General features: G+C 68.4%; 17 protein-coding genes and 1 pseudogene. 9 read left to right on the top strand and 9 right to left on the bottom strand.

Annotated features, from left to right (window positions below; genetic code table 11):
• Nucleotides 1-4 precede the first annotated feature (4 nt).
• Nucleotides 5-1,471 (top strand): aldehyde dehydrogenase, encoded by a 1,467-nt coding sequence (locus OCU_RS33460; protein WP_009957526.1) that lies wholly within the window; start codon nt 5-7, stop codon nt 1,469-1,471.
• Here the strand turns inward: OCU_RS33460 and OCU_RS33455 are convergent.
• The 6 genes from OCU_RS33455 to OCU_RS33430 are packed head-to-tail and all read right to left on the bottom strand — an operon-like array spanning nt 1,466 to nt 6,156.
• Nucleotides 1,466-1,996, bottom strand: coding sequence for a maleylpyruvate isomerase family mycothiol-dependent enzyme (locus tag OCU_RS33455; RefSeq protein ID WP_014379643.1), 531 nt, complete (start codon nt 1,994-1,996; stop codon nt 1,466-1,468). The genes OCU_RS33460 and OCU_RS33455 overlap by 6 nt on opposite strands.
• Entirely contained in the window at nt 1,989-2,450 is a 462-nt protein-coding gene (locus OCU_RS33450; protein ID WP_014379642.1) for a MaoC/PaaZ C-terminal domain-containing protein, read from the bottom strand. The genes OCU_RS33455 and OCU_RS33450 overlap by 8 nt, the downstream gene beginning before the upstream one ends.
• A complete protein-coding gene (locus OCU_RS33445) occupies nt 2,447-2,977 on the bottom strand; it encodes an FAS1-like dehydratase domain-containing protein (RefSeq protein ID WP_014379641.1) in 531 nt (176 codons plus the stop codon). The genes OCU_RS33450 and OCU_RS33445 overlap by 4 nt, the downstream gene beginning before the upstream one ends.
• Before the next feature lie 13 nt (nt 2,978-2,990).
• Entirely contained in the window at nt 2,991-3,416 is a 426-nt protein-coding gene (locus tag OCU_RS33440; RefSeq protein WP_014379640.1) for a nuclear transport factor 2 family protein, read from the bottom strand.
• A gap of 36 nt (nt 3,417-3,452) precedes the next feature.
• A complete protein-coding gene (locus OCU_RS33435) occupies nt 3,453-5,018 on the bottom strand; it encodes an AMP-binding protein (protein ID WP_014379639.1) in 1,566 nt (521 codons plus the stop codon).
• Nucleotides 5,019-5,028: 10 nt separating this feature from the next.
• Entirely contained in the window at nt 5,029-6,156 is a 1,128-nt protein-coding gene (locus OCU_RS33430) for an aromatic ring-hydroxylating oxygenase subunit alpha (RefSeq protein ID WP_014382134.1), read from the bottom strand.
• A 106-nt stretch (nt 6,157-6,262) separates the two neighbouring features.
• On the opposite strand from OCU_RS33430, the gene OCU_RS33425 reads away from it, so the two are divergent.
• Nucleotides 6,263-7,507 (top strand): cytochrome P450, encoded by a 1,245-nt coding sequence (locus OCU_RS33425; protein WP_014379638.1) that lies wholly within the window; start codon nt 6,263-6,265, stop codon nt 7,505-7,507.
• A gap of 51 nt (nt 7,508-7,558) precedes the next feature.
• Here OCU_RS33425 and OCU_RS33420 read toward each other — a convergent pair whose 3' ends face one another.
• Both OCU_RS33420 and OCU_RS33415 read right to left on the bottom strand, forming a co-directional pair.
• Entirely contained in the window at nt 7,559-7,753 is a 195-nt protein-coding gene (locus OCU_RS33420; protein ID WP_009957531.1) for a ferredoxin, read from the bottom strand.
• A 19-nt stretch (nt 7,754-7,772) separates the two neighbouring features.
• Nucleotides 7,773-10,178: a CaiB/BaiF CoA-transferase family protein gene (locus OCU_RS33415; RefSeq protein ID WP_014379637.1), complete on the bottom strand. Its 2,406-nt coding sequence runs from the start codon at nt 10,176-10,178 to the stop codon at nt 7,773-7,775.
• Nucleotides 10,179-10,272: 94 nt separating this feature from the next.
• Between OCU_RS33415 and OCU_RS33410 the strand changes: the two genes are divergently transcribed.
• Both OCU_RS33410 and OCU_RS33405 read left to right on the top strand, forming a co-directional pair.
• Complete coding sequence (locus tag OCU_RS33410) at nt 10,273-11,094, top strand: FadR/GntR family transcriptional regulator (protein WP_008255038.1); 822 nt, start codon at nt 10,273-10,275, stop codon at nt 11,092-11,094.
• Nucleotides 11,095-11,113: 19 nt separating this feature from the next.
• Nucleotides 11,114-11,830: an SDR family oxidoreductase gene (locus tag OCU_RS33405; RefSeq protein ID WP_008255037.1), complete on the top strand. Its 717-nt coding sequence runs from the start codon at nt 11,114-11,116 to the stop codon at nt 11,828-11,830.
• Nucleotides 11,831-11,833: 3 nt separating this feature from the next.
• On the opposite strand, the gene OCU_RS33400 is transcribed toward OCU_RS33405, so the two are convergent.
• The gene (locus OCU_RS33400) at nt 11,834-12,694 is read right to left on the bottom strand and encodes an LLM class flavin-dependent oxidoreductase (protein ID WP_009957535.1); all 861 of its coding nucleotides are present in this window, start codon (nt 12,692-12,694) and stop codon (nt 11,834-11,836) included.
• 74 nt (nt 12,695-12,768) lie between these two features.
• Between OCU_RS33400 and OCU_RS33395 the strand changes: the two genes are divergently transcribed.
• From OCU_RS33395 to OCU_RS33380, 5 genes and pseudogenes are all read left to right on the top strand, one after another.
• Entirely contained in the window at nt 12,769-13,848 is a 1,080-nt protein-coding gene (locus OCU_RS33395; protein WP_026071491.1) for an acyl-CoA dehydrogenase family protein, read from the top strand.
• A pseudogene (locus tag OCU_RS51950) lies at nt 13,845-14,420 on the top strand (acyl-CoA dehydrogenase family protein); the annotation flags it as partial. The gene OCU_RS33395 and the pseudogene OCU_RS51950, both read left to right, overlap by 4 nt.
• A gap of 9 nt (nt 14,421-14,429) precedes the next feature.
• Complete coding sequence (locus OCU_RS51945) at nt 14,430-14,951, top strand: acyl-CoA dehydrogenase family protein (protein ID WP_457920427.1); 522 nt, start codon at nt 14,430-14,432, stop codon at nt 14,949-14,951.
• A complete protein-coding gene (locus OCU_RS33385) occupies nt 14,948-16,105 on the top strand; it encodes an acyl-CoA dehydrogenase family protein (RefSeq protein WP_009957675.1) in 1,158 nt (385 codons plus the stop codon). Before OCU_RS51945 ends, OCU_RS33385 begins: the two co-directional genes overlap by 4 nt.
• Nucleotides 16,102-17,037: an acyl-CoA dehydrogenase family protein gene (locus OCU_RS33380; protein WP_008255026.1), complete on the top strand. Its 936-nt coding sequence runs from the start codon at nt 16,102-16,104 to the stop codon at nt 17,035-17,037. Before OCU_RS33385 ends, OCU_RS33380 begins: the two co-directional genes overlap by 4 nt.
• Nucleotides 17,038-17,156: the final 119 nt, after the last annotated feature.

Genomic DNA, 17,156 nt, shown 5'->3' with positions numbered 1-17,156 from the left:
CCCGATGACGAAGAATTCCGACCATCGTTGTTACGACGAAGTGTTCATCGGAGGGCAGTGGCGCAAGCCCGCCAATCCCCAACAGCTCGAAGTGATCTCGCCGCACTCCGAGGAGCCGGTCGGTCACGTCCAGGCGGCCGGCCCCGAGGACGTCGACGCCGCCGTTGTCGCCGCTCGGCACGCCTTCGACCACGGACCGTGGCCGCGGATGAGCCACGCCGATCGGATGGCCAAAGTCGAACAGCTCGCCGCGATCTACGCCCGCCACAGCGACGACATGGCCGACCTGATCACCGACGAGATGGGATCACCGCGCAGTTTCAGCCGGATGGGCCAGGGGGCGGCCGCCGCGTCGCTGATCCACCTCGCGCTGGCCGCCGCCCGCGACTTTCCGTGGACCGAACGCCGCCAGGGCGTGCTCGGCGAAGTGCACCTGCGCCGGGCCCCGGTTGGGGTGGTGGGCGCGATCGTGCCCTGGAACGTGCCCCAGTTTTTGATCATGCCCAAGCTGATCCCCGCGCTCATCGCGGGGTGCACGGTGATCGTCAAGCCCGCACCCGAAACGCCTTTGGACGCTTTGTGGTTGGCCGAGATGATCGAGCAGCTTGACCTGCCCGAGGGCGTGGTCTCGGTGCTGCCCGGCGGCACCGACGTCGGCGAGGCGCTGGTGCGCCACCCCGGCGTGGACAAGATCGCGTTCACCGGGTCCAGCGCCGTCGGGCGCCGGATCGCCGCGCTGTGCGGGGAACAACTGAAACGCGTGAGCCTGGAGCTGGGCGGCAAATCGGCGGCGATCATCCTCGACGACGCCGACATCGACAAGACCGTGGCCGGGTTGAAGAGCGCGGGCCTGATGAACAATGGCCAGGCCTGCGTCGCCCAGACCCGCATCCTGGTCAGCGACCGCAAGCACGACGAGGTCGTCGACGCCCTGGCCGGCATGATGTCAGCGCTGCACGTCGGTGACCCGGCCGACGAGGCAACGGACATCGGACCGCTTGTCGCCCAACGCCAACAGCGCCGCGTCCAGGACTACATCCAGTCCGGCCGCCGCGAAGGGGCCCGCGTCGTCCTGGGTGGCGAACAGAGCCCGTCCGAGCGCGGTTGGTACGTGCAGCCGACGCTGTTCGCCGACGCCACCAACGACATGCGCATCGCCCGGGAGGAGATTTTCGGGCCGGTGCTCACGGTGCTGCGCTACCGGGACGAGGACGACGCGATCCGCATCGCCAACGAGACCGACTACGGTCTGGCCGGTTCGGTGTGGACGTCCGACATCGGGCACGGCCTCGACGTTGCGGCCGCCGTCCGCACGGGGACCTACGGCATCAACATGTACACCCTCGACATCGGGGCACCGTTCGGCGGTTTCAAGCAATCCGGCATCGGGCGGGAGTTCGGCCCCGAGGGTCTGCACGAGTATGTCGAACTGCAGACGCTGATATGCAAAGGGCAGTTGCCACCCCTATGAGGTGCGCGGCCTCCACCGGGGGTCGCGGCCCAGGCCGGCGAGAAGCCTTGTCTGCGCGTCGCTTTCGGCGGGTACGACAAGCGGGGCCTTGAACATCGCCCCCGAGCTCAGCGTCTGGGAATCCGTCGGTAACCCGACGCAAAACCGTTCACACCACTCGGGGTCCAAGCTGTCGTCGGCCCCCGCCGCACGCGCGAGGTCCCAGGTATGCACCAGGACATCGCGGGTCAGATTCGGGATGAGCGGGTAGGCATCGAGCCGTGTCGCTACGCCCGAGGTAAAGGCCTCGGTCAGCGAGCGGTACGTCAGTCGCCAGCGCTCGAGGGGATCCTCACGTGGCCGGTCGGGCTTGAGTCCCAAGGGACGCAACAGGAGTACGTCGTGAAAGCCGATGACGTGCTCGAGCACTCCTCGGGCATCCCAGGCATCGCACGGGGATGGACGGTCCCATCTGCCGGTCGCCGCGGCAACCGCCTCACCGAACCGGCGGCACACCGCCAGGTGCAGTTCGGCGTTGTCATCCATCGCCGTGATGCGGGTCCTCGGGCACCTGCAGCGTCAGCTCGACCGGGCAGCACAGCGCGCCATGCTGATTGGTCACCTGGATTTCGAGGTCGACCAGGCAGCGCGGCGGGTCCACCGAGGTGTCCCGCCGTTTGGCCACCGCCCGCCCGCGGCCGGTCATGGTGTCGCCGGCGTACACCGACCCGGTCAGCCGCATGGAGCGCCGCACCACGCGGCTGCGCGGCCCCGCCCACTCGGTCGCGACGCGGTCGGCGAAGCCGGCGAGGTGCATCGTGTTGACGTAGATCGTCGGATTCCCTTGAGCTTGAGCGTAATCCGGGTCGAAGTGGCCGGGGAAGTAGTCCCACGTCGCTCCGGTGTTCTCCACCACGCGCTGGTAGCTGATGTGGTCAACCACCTCGGGCAGCTCGACCGGGACGGTGATCCGGTCGAAGTCCAGGCCGTCGCCGGTCACGAGGGCGGCCCGGGGGTGAAGCGGAACAGGGTGTTGCGGGAGGTGGCGACCACGGCGCCGTCCTGGCGGCGATAGGTCTCCAGCGTCTCGACGAAATGGCCGACGCCCAGCCTGGTCCGCTTTTCCGGCGACACCGACACCAGCTCGTCGACGACGGTCAGGACGTCGCCTTCCACGATGGGTTGGGGAAACTCAACCTCGTTGGCCGCGTTGATGAATGTGGTGCCCGGTAGCGGCACCCGCAGGGCGATCAATGAACCGGACCTCCTCCCTCCGGGCTGCCAGGGCGGCGCGATCAACCAGCCCATCAGCAAAGCGGGTGGCGCGAGCAGGCCTCCCCATTGCCGACGAGCGAACTCGGAATCCCAATAGGAACGGTTCCCGTCGCGGACCATCGCGGCGAACAATTGGATGCGTGCGGCGCTGACCGCGGTGGCCGCGGTGCGGGGTTCGCTTTTCGTGCCGACCATCCGCAACGCATCCTCGTAGGTGCCGAAGGCCAGCCGCTGACTGAAATCCTGGTCCACGTATCGATGCCGCTCACATGACGAGCGGATGCCGGCTCGGGACCGAATCCCACTGCAACGTACGGGATGTGAAGTACCATCCGCCGCGCTCGTAGACCAGTGTGTCGTGGAAGACCCCGGTGGCCCGCAGCGCGGTGTCCTCGAACATCGCGGCGAAAAGCACGGCGACGCAATGTTGGTCGGCGTTGACCCCGTCGACGGCGATCTCGTGGTCGACCGTGATCAACCGTTGTCCGTCGCCGCCGTCGAAGGCCGCGCGCAGATCGGTGAACGCCTCGCCGTCACGGGTATAGCTGGCGCCGGAATGGCGGAAGGTGGCGATCCAGCGCTCGCGGTCGCCCTCCGAATAGGCGCGATTGTGCCGGGCGTCCAGGTTGAGGATGGCGGCGCGGCCGGTGGCGGCATGGAGCAGCTGCTGTTCCTGATAGGTCATGGTCATTGTGCTTCGCAGCCTCTCTCACAGTGACGGGCAACGTTACCGGGCAACGATATACCCCTCTTTTTCCCGATCCCATGCGCCCGGACTCACGCCCCGGTTGCGCAACAGGTCTTTGCGGATGCGGCCGATGATGTTCTTGGGCAGTTCGTCCACCGCCTCGACGTATCGCGGCACGCAGAAGTACGGCATCCGGGCCGCGCAGAAGTCGAGCAACTCGGCGCAGTCCAGTGTGGCCCCGGGACGCAGGGTCACGACTACCAGGATGTCGTCTTCGCCCAGCTCGCTGGGGACTCCGACGGCCGCTGCTTCGGCCACGGCGGGGTGACGCATGACGACGGTCTCCACTTCGACCGATGAGACGTTTTCGCCCCGCCTGCGCAGCGAGTCTTTGACGCGGTCCACATAGGTCAGGTTCTGATCGGCATCGAGCCGGCCCAGGTCACCGGTGCGAAGCCACTCCGGGTGCGGGTCCACCCGCATCCCCTGGCCCACATAGCCTTCGCTCATTACGTGGGCCCGCTTCGGCCGGCACGCGATCTCTCCGACGGCGCCGGCCGGTAGCGGATCGCCGCGCTCGTCGATGATGCGCACGTCGAAATCGGGGTTGGGCCGGCCCGAGGTTCCGGGTACACCCTCGTCGGCCACGGCCTTGAGGGCGATCGGGAACGCCTCGGTCAATCCGTACATCGTGACTATGCGGCAGCCGTAACGCTTTTCGATGTCACGGTAGGAGGCCGCGTCGATGGGCGCGGCGGAGATGAACCGGAGCGGCAGCTGCGCGTCCCGCGTATCGGCGGGCAGGTTTTGCAGCATCGAGACCATCGCGCCGGCGCCGGCGAAACCGACGGCGCCGTGGGCGCGGATCTCATCCCACACCTGCGCCGGGTGAAAGGCTTTCGCCAACACGGTGGTTCCACCGACCAGCATCGGTGCCAGCACGCTGGGCGCCGCACTCAGATGGAAGAGCGGCATCGCCGTCCACAGCACCTCCCCCGCGCCGAACTCCCACGCCGAAGCGACGGTCGCCGCCACCGAGAACAGGTAATGCCACGTCGTGGCAACCGCTTTGGAGGGTCCGGTCGTGCCCGACGTGTAGAACAGCACGCCCACGTCCGCCTCGCCCGCTGGGCTGTCGCCCACCGGGTGAACCGGCGTGCTACTCAACGCCTCGGTGAGCGAAACATCCAGCACCACAACGTCGGTCGCCGCATTCAGTCCGCCCGCGACCTCGTCGACGCGGGGCCGCCGCTCAGCATCGGTGAGGATCACCTTGGCGCATGACAGCCGAAGGGTGTGCAGCAAAAACTCACCCTTGTTCGCGGCATTGATGGCAGCGCTGACCGCGCCGATGCGCGCCGCGCCCAACCAGAAGTAGACCCATTCCGGGCAGGTGGCGGTGAACAACGCCACGCAGTCGCCGCGGCCGACGCCCAAGCCGGACAGTATGTTTGCCGCCGCGCGGGAGCGCCGCCGCATCTGCTCGAAGGTCACGTCGACACCGGCGATCGACATCATCACCCGGTCGGGATGCTGCTCGGCCCGCCGATCCAGCACAGCCGGCACGGTGAAACCGTCGACACCGAAATCGGCGGGACCGGGCATCAGGGTTTCATCAGGCTTTCGCGGCCGCCGGGTCCGGCGCGCCGTCGGCGGTGTAGCCGAAATCGGACGGCGACGGTTGCGTTCCCGGGTAGAAGCGGTGCGCCCAGCGGCGAAGGGCCGCGTAATCGTGCGCCTCCTCGGGAGCCAGATTCGGCTTCTCGAGATACTTCATGTTCTCCCAGGTGAAGAAGTCCTGCTTGATGACTTCTTGCTGCAGCGCGAGGAACCGGGCGGCGCGTCCGGTCGGCACGTCACCGGTGTCGCCCGGCTCACGAACGGATGCCTGCGTGTAGAAGTAGTCTGTGTAGTCCTCGTCGACCGGCGTCTGTCCGGTGACCTGAACGGTGGCCACCAGCTCGCTGGGGAATCGCACCACGCCCAGCCCCAGCGAGTAGTTGTCGTAGATGATCTTGGCGTCGACCGGCCCGTTCGGGGTCAGCCAGGTCTGCGCCCGGCCCCCGCCGAAATGGGCGTTGACCGTGGCGTGTAGGTGGTAGCCGGACACCTCGAACGACGCGGTGGTGGCGGGATTGGCGGCCTTGTGCACGTACTGAACGTGGTACGGGTCGGCGGCGTTCTCGATGATCATCTGCGGGTGCACCTTGACCCGGTTGAGCATCTGGGTGTGCGGGTGCAGGGGGTAGTACTCGTTGGTCTCCAGCTCGGGCAACACCGGCGGCTGCCAGTACGGCGCCCGACCGTGCCGCTCGTGCCAGGCCAGCACGAAGCCGTACCACTCCATGCTCGGATAGGTCCGGATGCGGACGTTGTTCTTGCAGCCGATCTTGCTGTAGGGAATCAGCGCGTTGCTGCCGTCACCGCGCCATTGCCAACCGTGCCAAGGACAGACGATGTTCTCGCCCTCCACGGTGCCGCCGACGGCGAGGTTGGCGCCGAGGTGCTGGCAGTAGGCGTCCATCACATGAACCTGGCCCGACTCGGTGCGAAAGAGCACCAGCTCCTCACCGAAGTAGTGCGCGCGCTTGACCTGACCGGGAGCCAGGTCGGAGCCGAAGGCGACGATGAACCAGCCCGTCGGGAAACGGTAGGTCGACAGGGCGATGCCGGCCTGCCCGAACTCTCGTTCTGAGGGGTCCTCGGCCGACTCCGGGGCCGGGTCCGAAACTGTACGCGTCACGAGCACTCCAGTTCGACGACTAGCTCTATTTTTACTATCTTAGGCATAGAACGTCAACGCGGCGCTCACCGGTTCCCGGTGCGTCGCCGCAGAACGGGGCCCGGCGATGACGGCTGCAGCGGTCGACCTGTCCGATCTGTCTTTGTGGTGCAACGGGTTTCCCGACGACCTGTTCGCCGAGCTGCGACGCAGCAGCCCACTGTTCCGGCACGAGCTGACGCCGGGAGTGGCCCAGACCGTGCACCGCGATTTCTGGATGGCGACCAAACACCGGCACGCGGTCCGCCTGCACCGCGACACCGAGTCGTTCACCGCGGCCGACGGCCCGCTCATCCAGCCGGTCGCCATGTTCTCGTCGTTCCCGACGATCATCACGTTGGACCCGCCGGAGCTGAACAGACGCCGCAAACTCATCTCCAACGCGTTCAATCCCCGCGCCATAGCGAAACTCGAGGAGGGGATCCGTGCGCGTGCCGCAAGGATGATCGACGACTTGCTGGCCGCGGGCGGCGGGGACTGGATCGAGGACGTCGCCGACGCGTTGCCGATGTCGGTGATCGGCGACATCATCGGCATCCCGGACGAGGATCGGCCGCGAATCTTCGGCATCTTCGACCAGATCCTGAAAGCGCTTGCGCCCGAAGCACACCCGAGCGGGCGGGTGGAACTCGATCTCTTCGCTTCGGTGTTCAGGTACGCGATGGAGCTCACGGCCGAAAAGCGGCGCAATCCCACCGACGACATCTGGAGCACGCTCGCGACCGCGGTGATCACCGGCGAGGACGGCGAGCGATTCAGCTTGCCCGAGAACGAGCTCGAGTTCTTCTTCTTCGTGCTGGCGTTCGCCGGCAGCGACACCACCAAGAACGCGTTGGCCATCGGGCTGCAGGCGTTCGTGCGCAATCCACAGCAGATCGAGCGGTATCGCGCGCAGGAAGCGTTGCGGCCCGGCGCGGTCGAGGAGGTGCTGCGCTGGGCGTCGCCGGTGGCGTACTGGACGCGCACCGCGAAGGTCGACGTCGAGATGGACGGCCAGCGCATCGCCAAGGGCGAACGGGTGGTGTCGATGCTGCGCTCGGCCAACCGCGACGAGGAAGTCTTCGATTCACCGTTCGTCTTCGACATCGGCCGCCAGCCCAACCCGCACGTGGCGTTCGGGGGCGGCGGACCGCACCACTGCCTGGGCGCCATGCTGGCCCGTGCGGAACTGCGCGCGGTCTTCGACGAACTGCTGCTGCGCTGCGATGACATCGAAATCGGCCCGGCCAAGGCCGCCCATCCCAACCTGACCACCAACATGTCGATCTACGACGAGATGGCGATATCGCTACGCGAGCGCGGGCGAGTCTGATTGCCCGACTCCTCACTCGCGCCGTTCCGGCGCTCGCCGTCGTCGGGCGAGTCAGTCCTCGACAAGCCGCAGCGCGGCCTTCGGGCACTGATCCACCGCGGCGCGCACGTCGATTTCCAGCCGCGCCGGCACGGGGCCGTCCGCGATCTGCACCACGTCGGCGTCCCCCAGCTCGAACACGTCCGGCGCAAGCGATTCGCAAAAGCCGTTGGCCTCGCACAAGTTTTCGTCGACCGTCACGCGCATCAGATGCCCTCCACTTCTCTTACAGACCCTTGGGGCGGGTCCCGATCACCCCGCTGGCCGCGAGGCGTGTCAGTTCTTCGTCGGTCAGCCCGCACCGATCGCGCAGGATCTCTTCATTGTGCTCGCCCAGCTTCGGCGGCGGCCGCAGCAGCCAGTGGTCCTGGCCGTCGAGCAGGGCGAACGGCGGGCACGGGTAGAGACCGAGGCCGGTGCTGCCATGGTGCAGCGCCTCGAAAAACCCGCGCTCGCGCAGCTGCGGATTGTCGGTGACCAGCGACGGCGATACCACCGGCGCGGCGGGAATTCCCGCACCGGCCAGGCGTTCCACCGTCGGTTCAAGGGTCTGGCGGGCGAACCACTCCGCCAGCCGGGCGTCGATCTCGTCGGCTCGTTGCCGGCGACCGGCAACGGTGGACAGGGCCTCGTCCCGGCACCACGCGGGACGGTCCATCACGTCGACCAGCGCGTGCCACTGCGCGTCGTCGCGAATGGTCACGGCGATCCAATCGTCCTTGTCGCCGGCGCAGCGGTAGATGTTCTGGATCGCCGTGCCGTGACCGCGATTGCCCCGACGGCTCAGCGTCACACCGAAGACCTCGGACTCGATCGCCTGGATCGCGGTGGCGTTGAGCACCGTTTCCAGCATCGGCAACTCGACCAGCTGGCCCTTCCCGGTGCGCTCGGCGAAGCTCAGCGCGGCGAGCACGGCGAACGCGGCGTGCACACCGGCCAGCGGGTCGCAGGCCCCGCGCGGGGTCACCGGCGGGGCCTCGGGCAGCCCGGTCACCCAGGCCAAGCCCGCGATCTGCTCCATGGTGGGCGCGAAGCCGACCCGATCCCGCCACGGGCCCTCGACGCCGAACGCGGGCATCCGGGCGAACACCAGTCTGGGGTTGACCCCAAGCAGCACCTCGGCGGTGAGGCCGAAGTGCTCCATCACCCGCGGCGAGAAATTCTCGATCACGACGTCGGCGCCGGCGACCAGTTCGGTGAACAGGCGACGACCCTCCTCGGATCCCAAATCCAGTGTCACCGAACGCTTGTTGGTGTTCATCGCGTGGAACACCCAGCCGTACTCCCACCAGTCGTCCACGTCGGTGCGCATTCCGCCCGAGTAGCGGATGCCGTCGGGCCGCTGGATGGATTCGATCTTGACGACGTCGGCGCCGAACGCGGCCAGCAGGTGGGTCGCGGCGGGCCCGGCCCAGAACGCGGTCAGGTCGATGATGCGAACACCGGCCAGCGGTAACCCGTCCAGCGCCGGTTCGGATTCGGATTCGTCACGGCGCCAAGGCGATTCGTCATCGTCCTCGCCAAGTGAGGGCGTGGCACCCACGCGTGCGGGCGCGCAGGCCGACATCAACCACGGCGGGCGGGGCTGGTGAAAACCGGCGGGGTTGTGGATGAAGGCGTCGCGCTGGCGCACGTATTCCAGATCCCGGATGGTGGAGCCGTTGCCCAGCGCGGCGATCGGCAGCCGGAACAGCTGTCCGAGCTCGACGATTTCGGCGACGGTCCGTTCGGCCAGCCAGGGATGGATCTGCTCGCGGATCAGGTCGCGGTATTGCCACCGGCCGATCTGAAACCGCAGCTGTTCGATCTCCTCCAATTGCGGGCATTCGACCATCGCGGCGAAGTCGAGCCACTGCTGCCCGGTGACCATGGTGATCCCGACGTAGCCGTCCTTGGCGGGCTCGATCGACGGCACTTCGGTGGTGCGGCGGATCGGCGGGACGCGCAGCAGTTGCGAATGCAGCCATTCGCTGCTCTGCATCGCGGTGAGCGCTTCCAGCATGGACAGGTCGAGGTGCTCGCCGGGCCCGCCGCGCTCGATGCGGCGGCGCACGGCCAGCGCGCCGAACGCCGCGAACACACCGCCCATGTACTCGCCCAGATCGCCGCCGATGGAAATCGGGGGCCCGGCGGGATCGCCGCGGAAGCCGGGTGAGCCCGCCCACGCTTGCAAGGTGAACTCGCTGGCGGCGCGGTCCGCGTAGGGTCCGCTCCAGCCGAAATCGGAGATCGTCACGATGACGGCTCGCGGCGAGTGCTCCAGCAGTTGCCGCGGGTCGATCCCCATCGCCGCGGCCCGCGCCGGGCCCGCGGTGACGACGACGACGTCGGCGGCGCCCAGCGTGGCGCGAAAGCGCGCCGAATCCTCGGCGCCGGGCGCGAACGTCATGCTGCGCTTGCCCGCGTTGAGGTAGCTGAAAAAAGGAGCGGTGCCGTCTTCGGCGACCGGCGAACAGCTGGCGGTGTACCGGCGCAGCCAATCCCCTTGCGGCGGTTCGATTTTGCAGACCTGCGCGCCGGCGTCGAGCAGCAGCTTTCCGCAGTAGCTGCCCGCTATGCGGTCACTGATCTCGACGACACGCAAATCGTGTAGCGGTGTCGGCCGGCTGTCGGACCGCTCGCTCAATTGCACCCGCCCTTCCGATCGACGCGCGATCAGAGAAGCTATTTATATCATTACTGCTAAAATAGCTAAGCCAGCGAGTTGCTTTTGTTTCGAGGATCGGATGACCGCCTTGGGAATTGGCCCCGACGCCCGGCGCCGGTTGTCGGCGCCGCGGATCGCCGAAATCGTAGCCGATGAGTTGCGTCGTCAGATCATCGACGGCGACCTCGCCGATGGCGACCTGCTGCCGCGCCAAGAGGTGCTCGTCGAGCAGTTCAACGTGAGCCTGGTGTCGCTGCGCGAGGCGTTGCGGATCCTGGAGACCGAGGGGCTGGTGTCGGTGCGGCGGGGCAACCGCGGCGGTGCCGTCGTGCACGCCCCGGCGAAGACCAGCGCCGCCTACATGCTCGGCCTGTTGCTGCAGAGCGAGTCCGTTGAGGTGGCCGATCTCGGCATGGCGTTGCAGGAACTCGAGCCCGCCTGCGCGGCGCTGGCCGCCCGCCGTCCGGACCGGGCCGAGACGCTGGTGCCCGAACTCACGCGGATCAACGAGTCGATGGCCGAACACCTCGAAGACGGCCGCCGGTTCACCGAAATCGGCCGTGAATTCCATGATCTCGTCGTCCGCGGCTGCGGCAACCACACGATCATCGCGGTCGTGGGCAGCCTGGAGACGCTGTGGACCAGTCACGAACGGCAATGGGCCGACGAGAGTGCGTCGCGGGGCACCTACCCGTCGCTGGCTCAGCGCCGCGCCGTGCTCACCACCCACGTCAAACTGACCGAGACGATCGCGGAGGGCAACGTCGACCGGGCTCGTCGTATCGCCGGACGCCACCTCGCCGACACCCAGACCTACGTGCTGTCCGGTCAGCACGATCAACGCATCTATGCGCTCTCCCCGCAGGCCTTGTCGCGGTCGCGGGACATCCGGCACTCCTGAAGGGCGGCCTGCAACGGTCATGCGAACCGCATTGGTCACCGGCGGTAGCGGCGGGATCGGAAAAGGGTGCGCCCGCAAGCTCGTTGAGCGCGGCTACGACGTGGTGCTCTCGGCGCGGCGGGAAGATCCGTTGCGCGCCGCCGCCGAGGAGATCGGTGCGCGCCACGTGGTGGCCGACGCCTCCGATCCGATCGGATTCCCCGCCGCGATAAGCGCATTGGGGGAAATCGACCTCGTCGTCCACGCGGCGGGGGCGCTCGGCGGAACCTACGCGCGCAAGCAGACCTTCGAGCAGTGGCAGGCCATCATGTCGGCCAACCTGGATTCGTGCTTCGTGGTGACGTCCGCGGTGCTGCCCAGGATGAAGGCGGGCTCGCGGCTGGTGTTCATCTCGTCGTCGGCGGCACACGAGCCGATGCCGGCCCGCACCGCGTATTCCGCCTCAAAGGCCGGCATGAACGCGTTCGCGCGGGCCCTGGCGCTCGAAGTCGATCGCGACGGCATCAGCGTGCATATCGTCACGCCCGGCCCGGTGGCCACCGAGATGCTGCAGGACGTTCCGTTCGAGATGTACGCGATCGCGGTCTCCGACGTCGCCGAGGCGGTCGTCTGGCTGGATACCGTCGACCCATCGGTCGATTTGCCGGAGATCCGCCTGTCCGCGGTGGAGCGCGGCCCCTACGCGCGGCCGCCGGTCGTGCCCACCGAGGCCCGCCGCCGCGCGCAACGGGGTTGACGCCTACGGCGCCGGGAACGGCTTGATCACCGATTCGCCGAACTCGTGCAACGAGTCCGGTGCGGCGAAGTCGGCGAACCAGACGTAGAACCGCTCGACCCCCTGCCCGGCCAGTCCGCTGAAGTGCCCGACCAGCTCGCGGGCATCCCCGCAGACCAGTCCGGATCCCAGGTTGCCGAATCGCCGGGTGCTCACCTCGCGCACGGTGTCGGGATCGGCGCCGGACCGGACGAAGCCCACCATCTGCTGGATGGACAACCGGGCCGTCCCGGCGGCCGTGGCCAGCGTCGGCAGCTTGTCGAGCTGATGGGCAGGCAGATTCCACCAATCCGCGTATCTGCGAACGAGTTCCATCATCCGGGGTCCGCTGCCACCCAGGACCAGCGGTATCGGGTAGGACCGACGCGGGGCCTGCGGCGCCACCGCGGCCTCCCCCGTCCCGTCGCCCCAGTACTGCCTGAGCAGTCTCAGGTGGCGGTCGAGCTGATCGACCCGTGCTCTCGGATCCTGCTGGCCGACATCGAATCTGGCGAACTCCGCGGGCCACGACCCCGCCCCCAGACCGAGCTCGAATCGGCCGCCGCACGCCTCTGAGAGGGTGACGGCCTGTTTGGCCAGCACCGCGGGATGCCGGAAGGCGTCGCAGAGCACCAGATGACCGATCCGCAGCCGCTCGGTCTTGGCGGCCACCCAGGTGGCGATCCCCATTGCCTCCCAGATGCTTTCGTCGGGCAGGCCGGGCGCCTCGAGGTGATCGATGAAAGCGATGCCGTCGAAACCGCTGGCCTCGGCCCGGCGCGCACGCTCGGCGATGTCGCCCGCCGACAACCGGACCTGCGGCAGGAACAGATACCACTCGGCCATGCGCCACCTATGCGTTTGACCCCGTGTCATTGACGGCAGGGCTAGTTTATTATCTTTACTATGTTAGAGGTCTTATGGATGTAGGGCTGAACTCGGAGCAGTTGTCGCTCCGCGACGCCGTACGCGACATATTACGTACGGAGTGCCCGCCTGAGGCCGCCCGCCAAGCGCTCACGGATCCGGAGCGCTGGCGCGCCCTGTGGAAGACGGTCGTGGATCTCGGGTGGACCGAGCTCGCCGCCCCCTCCGAGGAAGAGGCGGGCGACTACGGGCCGGTCGAGCTGGCCGTGGTTCTCGAGGAATGCGGTGCCGCCCTCGCCCCGATCCCCTTGCTGAGCAGCGTCGGTCTGGCCGCGGGCGTGCTGCGTGACGCCGGACTCGACTCGGTCCTGGCCGACATCGCCGGTGGAACCGTGGCGACGCTGGCCGTCCACGCCCCCGGGTCGCGCCTGCCCGGGGCGCCGATGACCCTGCGCGACGGACGGCTGCGCGGTCGTGCGGTCGCGGTCCCCCACCTGTCGCGCGCCGAGCTGGTCGTCACCCTTGCCCGCGACGACGCCGGTGACACCGTGGCGGCGGTCGCGCGTTGCGGCGACGGTGTCACCGTGGTGCCCGCGGCTGACTCCACCGACCCCGCCCAGCCGTTGGCGACGGCCGACATCGACGCCGAGCCCGTGGCCGTCGCGAGCGCCGACGTCGAGTCCGCATTGACGGCGCCGTGGGTGGCCTGCGCCGCGGACCTGATCGGCGTCGCGAGCGCCGCGTTGCGCCGCTCGGTCGAGCACGCGAAGTCGCGGCGCCAGTTCGGCCAACCGATCGGCGCATACCAGGGGATCAAACACGCGTTGGCCGACAACTACGTCGGCCTGGAACGCGCCCGCAGTCTGACGTATGCGGCCGCGGCCCGGCTCGCCGATCCGGCTGCGGCACCCGGCGACGCGTGGACCTCCGCCGCGCTCGCCAAAGCGGCGGCCGGTGACGCGGCCGCCGCCTGTGCGCGCACGGCGGTCCAGGTGCACGGCGCGCTCGGTCAGACCTGGGAGCACGACGTCCACCTCTACGTCAGGCGCGCCTGGCAGGGCGCCGCGCTGCTGGGCGACAGTCGCGCGCTCTACCACGAGGTGGGCCGCCGATTCTGCGGGGGCGCCGCGTGAGCCCGGTGGTGGACGAATTCGGCGCGTGGTTGGCGGAGTTCCTGCCCGACGACTACTACGAGAAGTATCGGCAGTACCGGTGGGACCTGGGCCTGCGGCGCGATTACCAGCGGGCCGCGTTCGAGGCCGGATGGATCCAGCCGACCTGGCCCCGCGAACACGGCGGACGGTCCCTCGGTCTGCGCGACGCCATGGAGGTCCGGATCGAGGCCGCGCTGCGCTCGGCGCCCAAACTGCCCAACATCGCCGGTCCCAACGTCGCCGCGCCCGGCATTCGTCAGTTCGGCACCGCCGCCCAGGTCGAGCGCCTGCTCGTCCCGCTGTTACGCGGTAACGAATGGTGGGCGCTGGGCATGTCCGAACCCGAAGCCGGGTCCGATTTCGCCGGACTGCGCACGCGCGCCGAACGCGACGGCGACGTGTTCCGGGTCAACGGCCACAAGATCTGGACCACCCAGGCCCACAAGTCGCGGTGGTGCACCCTGTATGCCCGCACGGATCCCGATGCGCCGAAACACCGGGGCATTTCCTGCCTGATCCTGGATCTGCACGCGCCCGGGGTCAGGATCGAGCCGATCCGCATGGCGTCGATCTCCGACGAGACGTTCTGCGAGGTCTTCCTCGACGACGTCGAGGTGCCGGGCGACAACCTGCTGGGGCCGCTCAACGGCGGCTGGAATGTCGCCCTGTCGTCGCTGCAGCATGAACGCCAGATGATCTGGATCATGAACTGGGTCGAGATCAAACGCGGGCTCGAGGCGGTGCGCACCGCCGGCGCCGGGGTCTCGGGCGACGACGTCTACACCGAGCTCGGCTCGCTGATCGCCGACGCCGAAGCCCTGCGGGCCACCGGATATCGCGCGCTGGGCAACGAGCTGGCGGGGCGGCCCAGCCCAGAAGCCGACACCATGAAGCTGCTCGGATCGCTTACGCTGCAGCGTGTTTGGGAACTCGGCGCCGCCGCTGCGGGCCCGGAGTCGGCCGCCGATCCGGACCTGCTGTTCGAACGTCAGGACGCGCTGGCCGCGACCATCTACGGCGGAACGTCGGAGGTGCAGCGCAACATCATCGCCGAGCGGCTGCTCGGACTGCCGAAGGGATGACCACGATGGACTACGACCTCGGCGACGACGCCGGACAACTGCGAAGCCACCTGCGCGAGCTGGTCGCCAACCACATCCCCGCCGACTTCCTCGGCGCCTGCACCGAAAACCCGCAGGACCTCGCCACCACCGAGACGTTCTGCAAACTGCTGGCCACCGAGGGGCTGCTCGCGCTGGCATGGCCGAAAGAGCATGGCGGCGGCGGGGGTTCGGTCTGGCAGCAGACGGTGCTGCGCGAGGAGATGTGGGCGCAACACGAGCCGCGCGGTCCGCAGTACATGGGGATCAACTGGGTCGGGCCGGCGCTGATGCGGTACGGGACCGAGGAACAGAAAGCCAAGCACCTGGCGGCCATCGCCGCCGGGGATGTCATCTGGTGCCAAGGCTTTTCGGAGCCCGAGGCCGGAACCGACCTGGTGTCGTTGCGTACCCGCGCCGTCGCCGACGGTGACGGATGGCGCATCACCGGGCAGAAGGTGTGGACCTCGTACGCGCTGATGGCGTCGTGGTGCGTGCTGGCGGCGTGCACCGACCCCGACGCCCCAAAACACAAGCGGCTCACCCTGTTTCTGATCCCGATGGACCGTCCCGGTTTCACCGTCCGGCCGATCCCGTCGATGCTGGGGCCGCACCATCTCAACGAGATGTTCCTGGACGACGTGCAGGCGTTTCCCGGCGACGTGCTCGGCGAGGTCGGCGACGGATGGCGGGTGATGCGCGAGGCGCTGGCCTTCGAGCGGGTGGGCATCGCCCGCTACGCGCGGTGCGAGTCGCTGCTCGAACGCATGCGCAGCCAGCTCGGCGACGAGTGGGACGAGCTGCCCGAGACGATTCGGACGCGGTGGGTGCGGGCGCTGGTCGACCTGCGGGTCGCCCGGCTGCTGGCCTATCGCGCCGTGTCACTGCAGGACGATCCGGCGGCGGGCGCGGCCGCCAGCGCCGCGCGCATCGTCACGACGACCCTCGATCAGCAGGTGGCCGAGCTGCTGTTCGACGTGCTGGGCCCCACGGCGCTGGACAGCGGCAGTTCCGCGCCGCTGCACGGGGCGATCGAAGACCATTGGCGTTACGCACAGGCGGCCACCGTCGCATCGGGCACCATCGAAGTGCAGAAGATGCTGGTGGCACGAGACGTGTTGGGAGGAAGCCGGTGAAAACCGATCTGCCACAAGACATCAGCGACTTCGCCGCCGTCGCGGGCAAGCGGCTCACCCGATTAGGCGGACCGCCGGCCGCGCTGCGCGCCGAGGCCGACGACTCCGTCCGGGACGCGGCCCGTGCCGCGTTGAACGAGGTGGGCGCGTTCGACCTGGACGTGCGCTCGTCCCCGGACGATCTGCTGGCCGCCGCGGTGCTGTGCCAGGCCGCCGGCGCCACGGTGCTGCCCTATCCACTTGTGGAGGAGCTGTTGTCGATCGATGGCGCGCGGCTGGCCCTGGTGAATCCGAAAGCCCCGCGCATCGACCACGGCGATTTGGCCGGCGACTGGATCGCCGCGGACCTGGACGGCAACCGGTACCGGCCGCGGCCGGCCGCGCGCACCGGCGCCAAGCTGGGGCCGTTCCTGGTTCCGGCGACCTTGGGCGCACCCGAGGGAAGCGTCGGAGCCCCCGACGTTAACCTTCATCTCGTGCTCGGATCATGGCGGATTCTGGGAGCGGTGCAGCAGTCGCTGCAGATCGTCACCGAGCACGTGCGCGCCCGGATCCAGTTCGGTAAGCCGCTCGCGGACTTTCAGGCCGTCAGGTTTGCCGTCGCGGACGCCGCCGTCGCGGTGCGCGGGCTGCACGAACTCGCGAAGTACACGATCTGCCGACCCGAATCGCTGCCGGCGCCGATCCATTCGGCCGACGCACTGGTGCTTCGGCTCAAAGCCGCCGACACCGCGCGCCAGGTGATGCGCACGTCGCACCAGTTACTCGGGGCCCTGGGTTTCTGCGACGAGTCCGACGTCAGCGTGCTCGACCGGCACACCCAGCCGCTGATCCGGTTGCCGCTGGGCACCGACGAACTCGCCCTGCGCCTGATCCCCAGCGTGTCGGACGGGTCGCTGGAGACGCTGTTCAGCGAGCCGGTATCTGCGTGAGCCGCCGCACGACGATTGAGGAGGAACGGCGAAGGTGACCGCCGGCGACGATGCAGAGCGAAGCGATGAGGAGGAGCGGCGCAGGTGACCGCCGGCGACGATGCAGAGCGAAGCGATGA

It is taken from the genome of Mycobacterium intracellulare ATCC 13950 (assembly GCF_000277125.1).
Classification (GTDB): Bacteria; Actinomycetota; Actinomycetes; order Mycobacteriales; family Mycobacteriaceae; genus Mycobacterium; species Mycobacterium intracellulare.
The sequence above is the reverse complement of the archived record's forward strand: the minus strand, read 5'-3'. Positions and strand labels throughout refer to the sequence as shown.

Coding starts and splice junctions, on each gene's coding strand:
- OCU_RS33460 (WP_009957526.1), top strand. CDS start 5: ATGACGAAGAATTCCGACCATCGTTGTTACGACGAAGTGTTCATCGGA.
- OCU_RS33455 (WP_014379643.1), bottom strand. CDS start 1,996: ATGGATGACAACGCCGAACTGCACCTGGCGGTGTGCCGCCGGTTCGGT.
- OCU_RS33440 (WP_014379640.1), bottom strand. CDS start 3,416: ATGACCATGACCTATCAGGAACAGCAGCTGCTCCATGCCGCCACCGGC.
- OCU_RS33435 (WP_014379639.1), bottom strand. CDS start 5,018: ATGCCCGGTCCCGCCGATTTCGGTGTCGACGGTTTCACCGTGCCGGCT.
- OCU_RS33425 (WP_014379638.1), top strand. CDS start 6,263: ATGACGGCTGCAGCGGTCGACCTGTCCGATCTGTCTTTGTGGTGCAAC.
- OCU_RS33420 (WP_009957531.1), bottom strand. CDS start 7,753: ATGCGCGTGACGGTCGACGAAAACTTGTGCGAGGCCAACGGCTTTTGC.
- OCU_RS33410 (WP_008255038.1), top strand. CDS start 10,273: ATGACCGCCTTGGGAATTGGCCCCGACGCCCGGCGCCGGTTGTCGGCG.
- OCU_RS33405 (WP_008255037.1), top strand. CDS start 11,114: ATGCGAACCGCATTGGTCACCGGCGGTAGCGGCGGGATCGGAAAAGGG.
- OCU_RS33400 (WP_009957535.1), bottom strand. CDS start 12,694: ATGGCCGAGTGGTATCTGTTCCTGCCGCAGGTCCGGTTGTCGGCGGGC.
- OCU_RS33395 (WP_026071491.1), top strand. CDS start 12,769: ATGGATGTAGGGCTGAACTCGGAGCAGTTGTCGCTCCGCGACGCCGTA.
- OCU_RS51945 (WP_457920427.1), top strand. CDS start 14,430: ATGGCGTCGATCTCCGACGAGACGTTCTGCGAGGTCTTCCTCGACGAC.
- OCU_RS33385 (WP_009957675.1), top strand. CDS start 14,948: ATGACCACGATGGACTACGACCTCGGCGACGACGCCGGACAACTGCGA.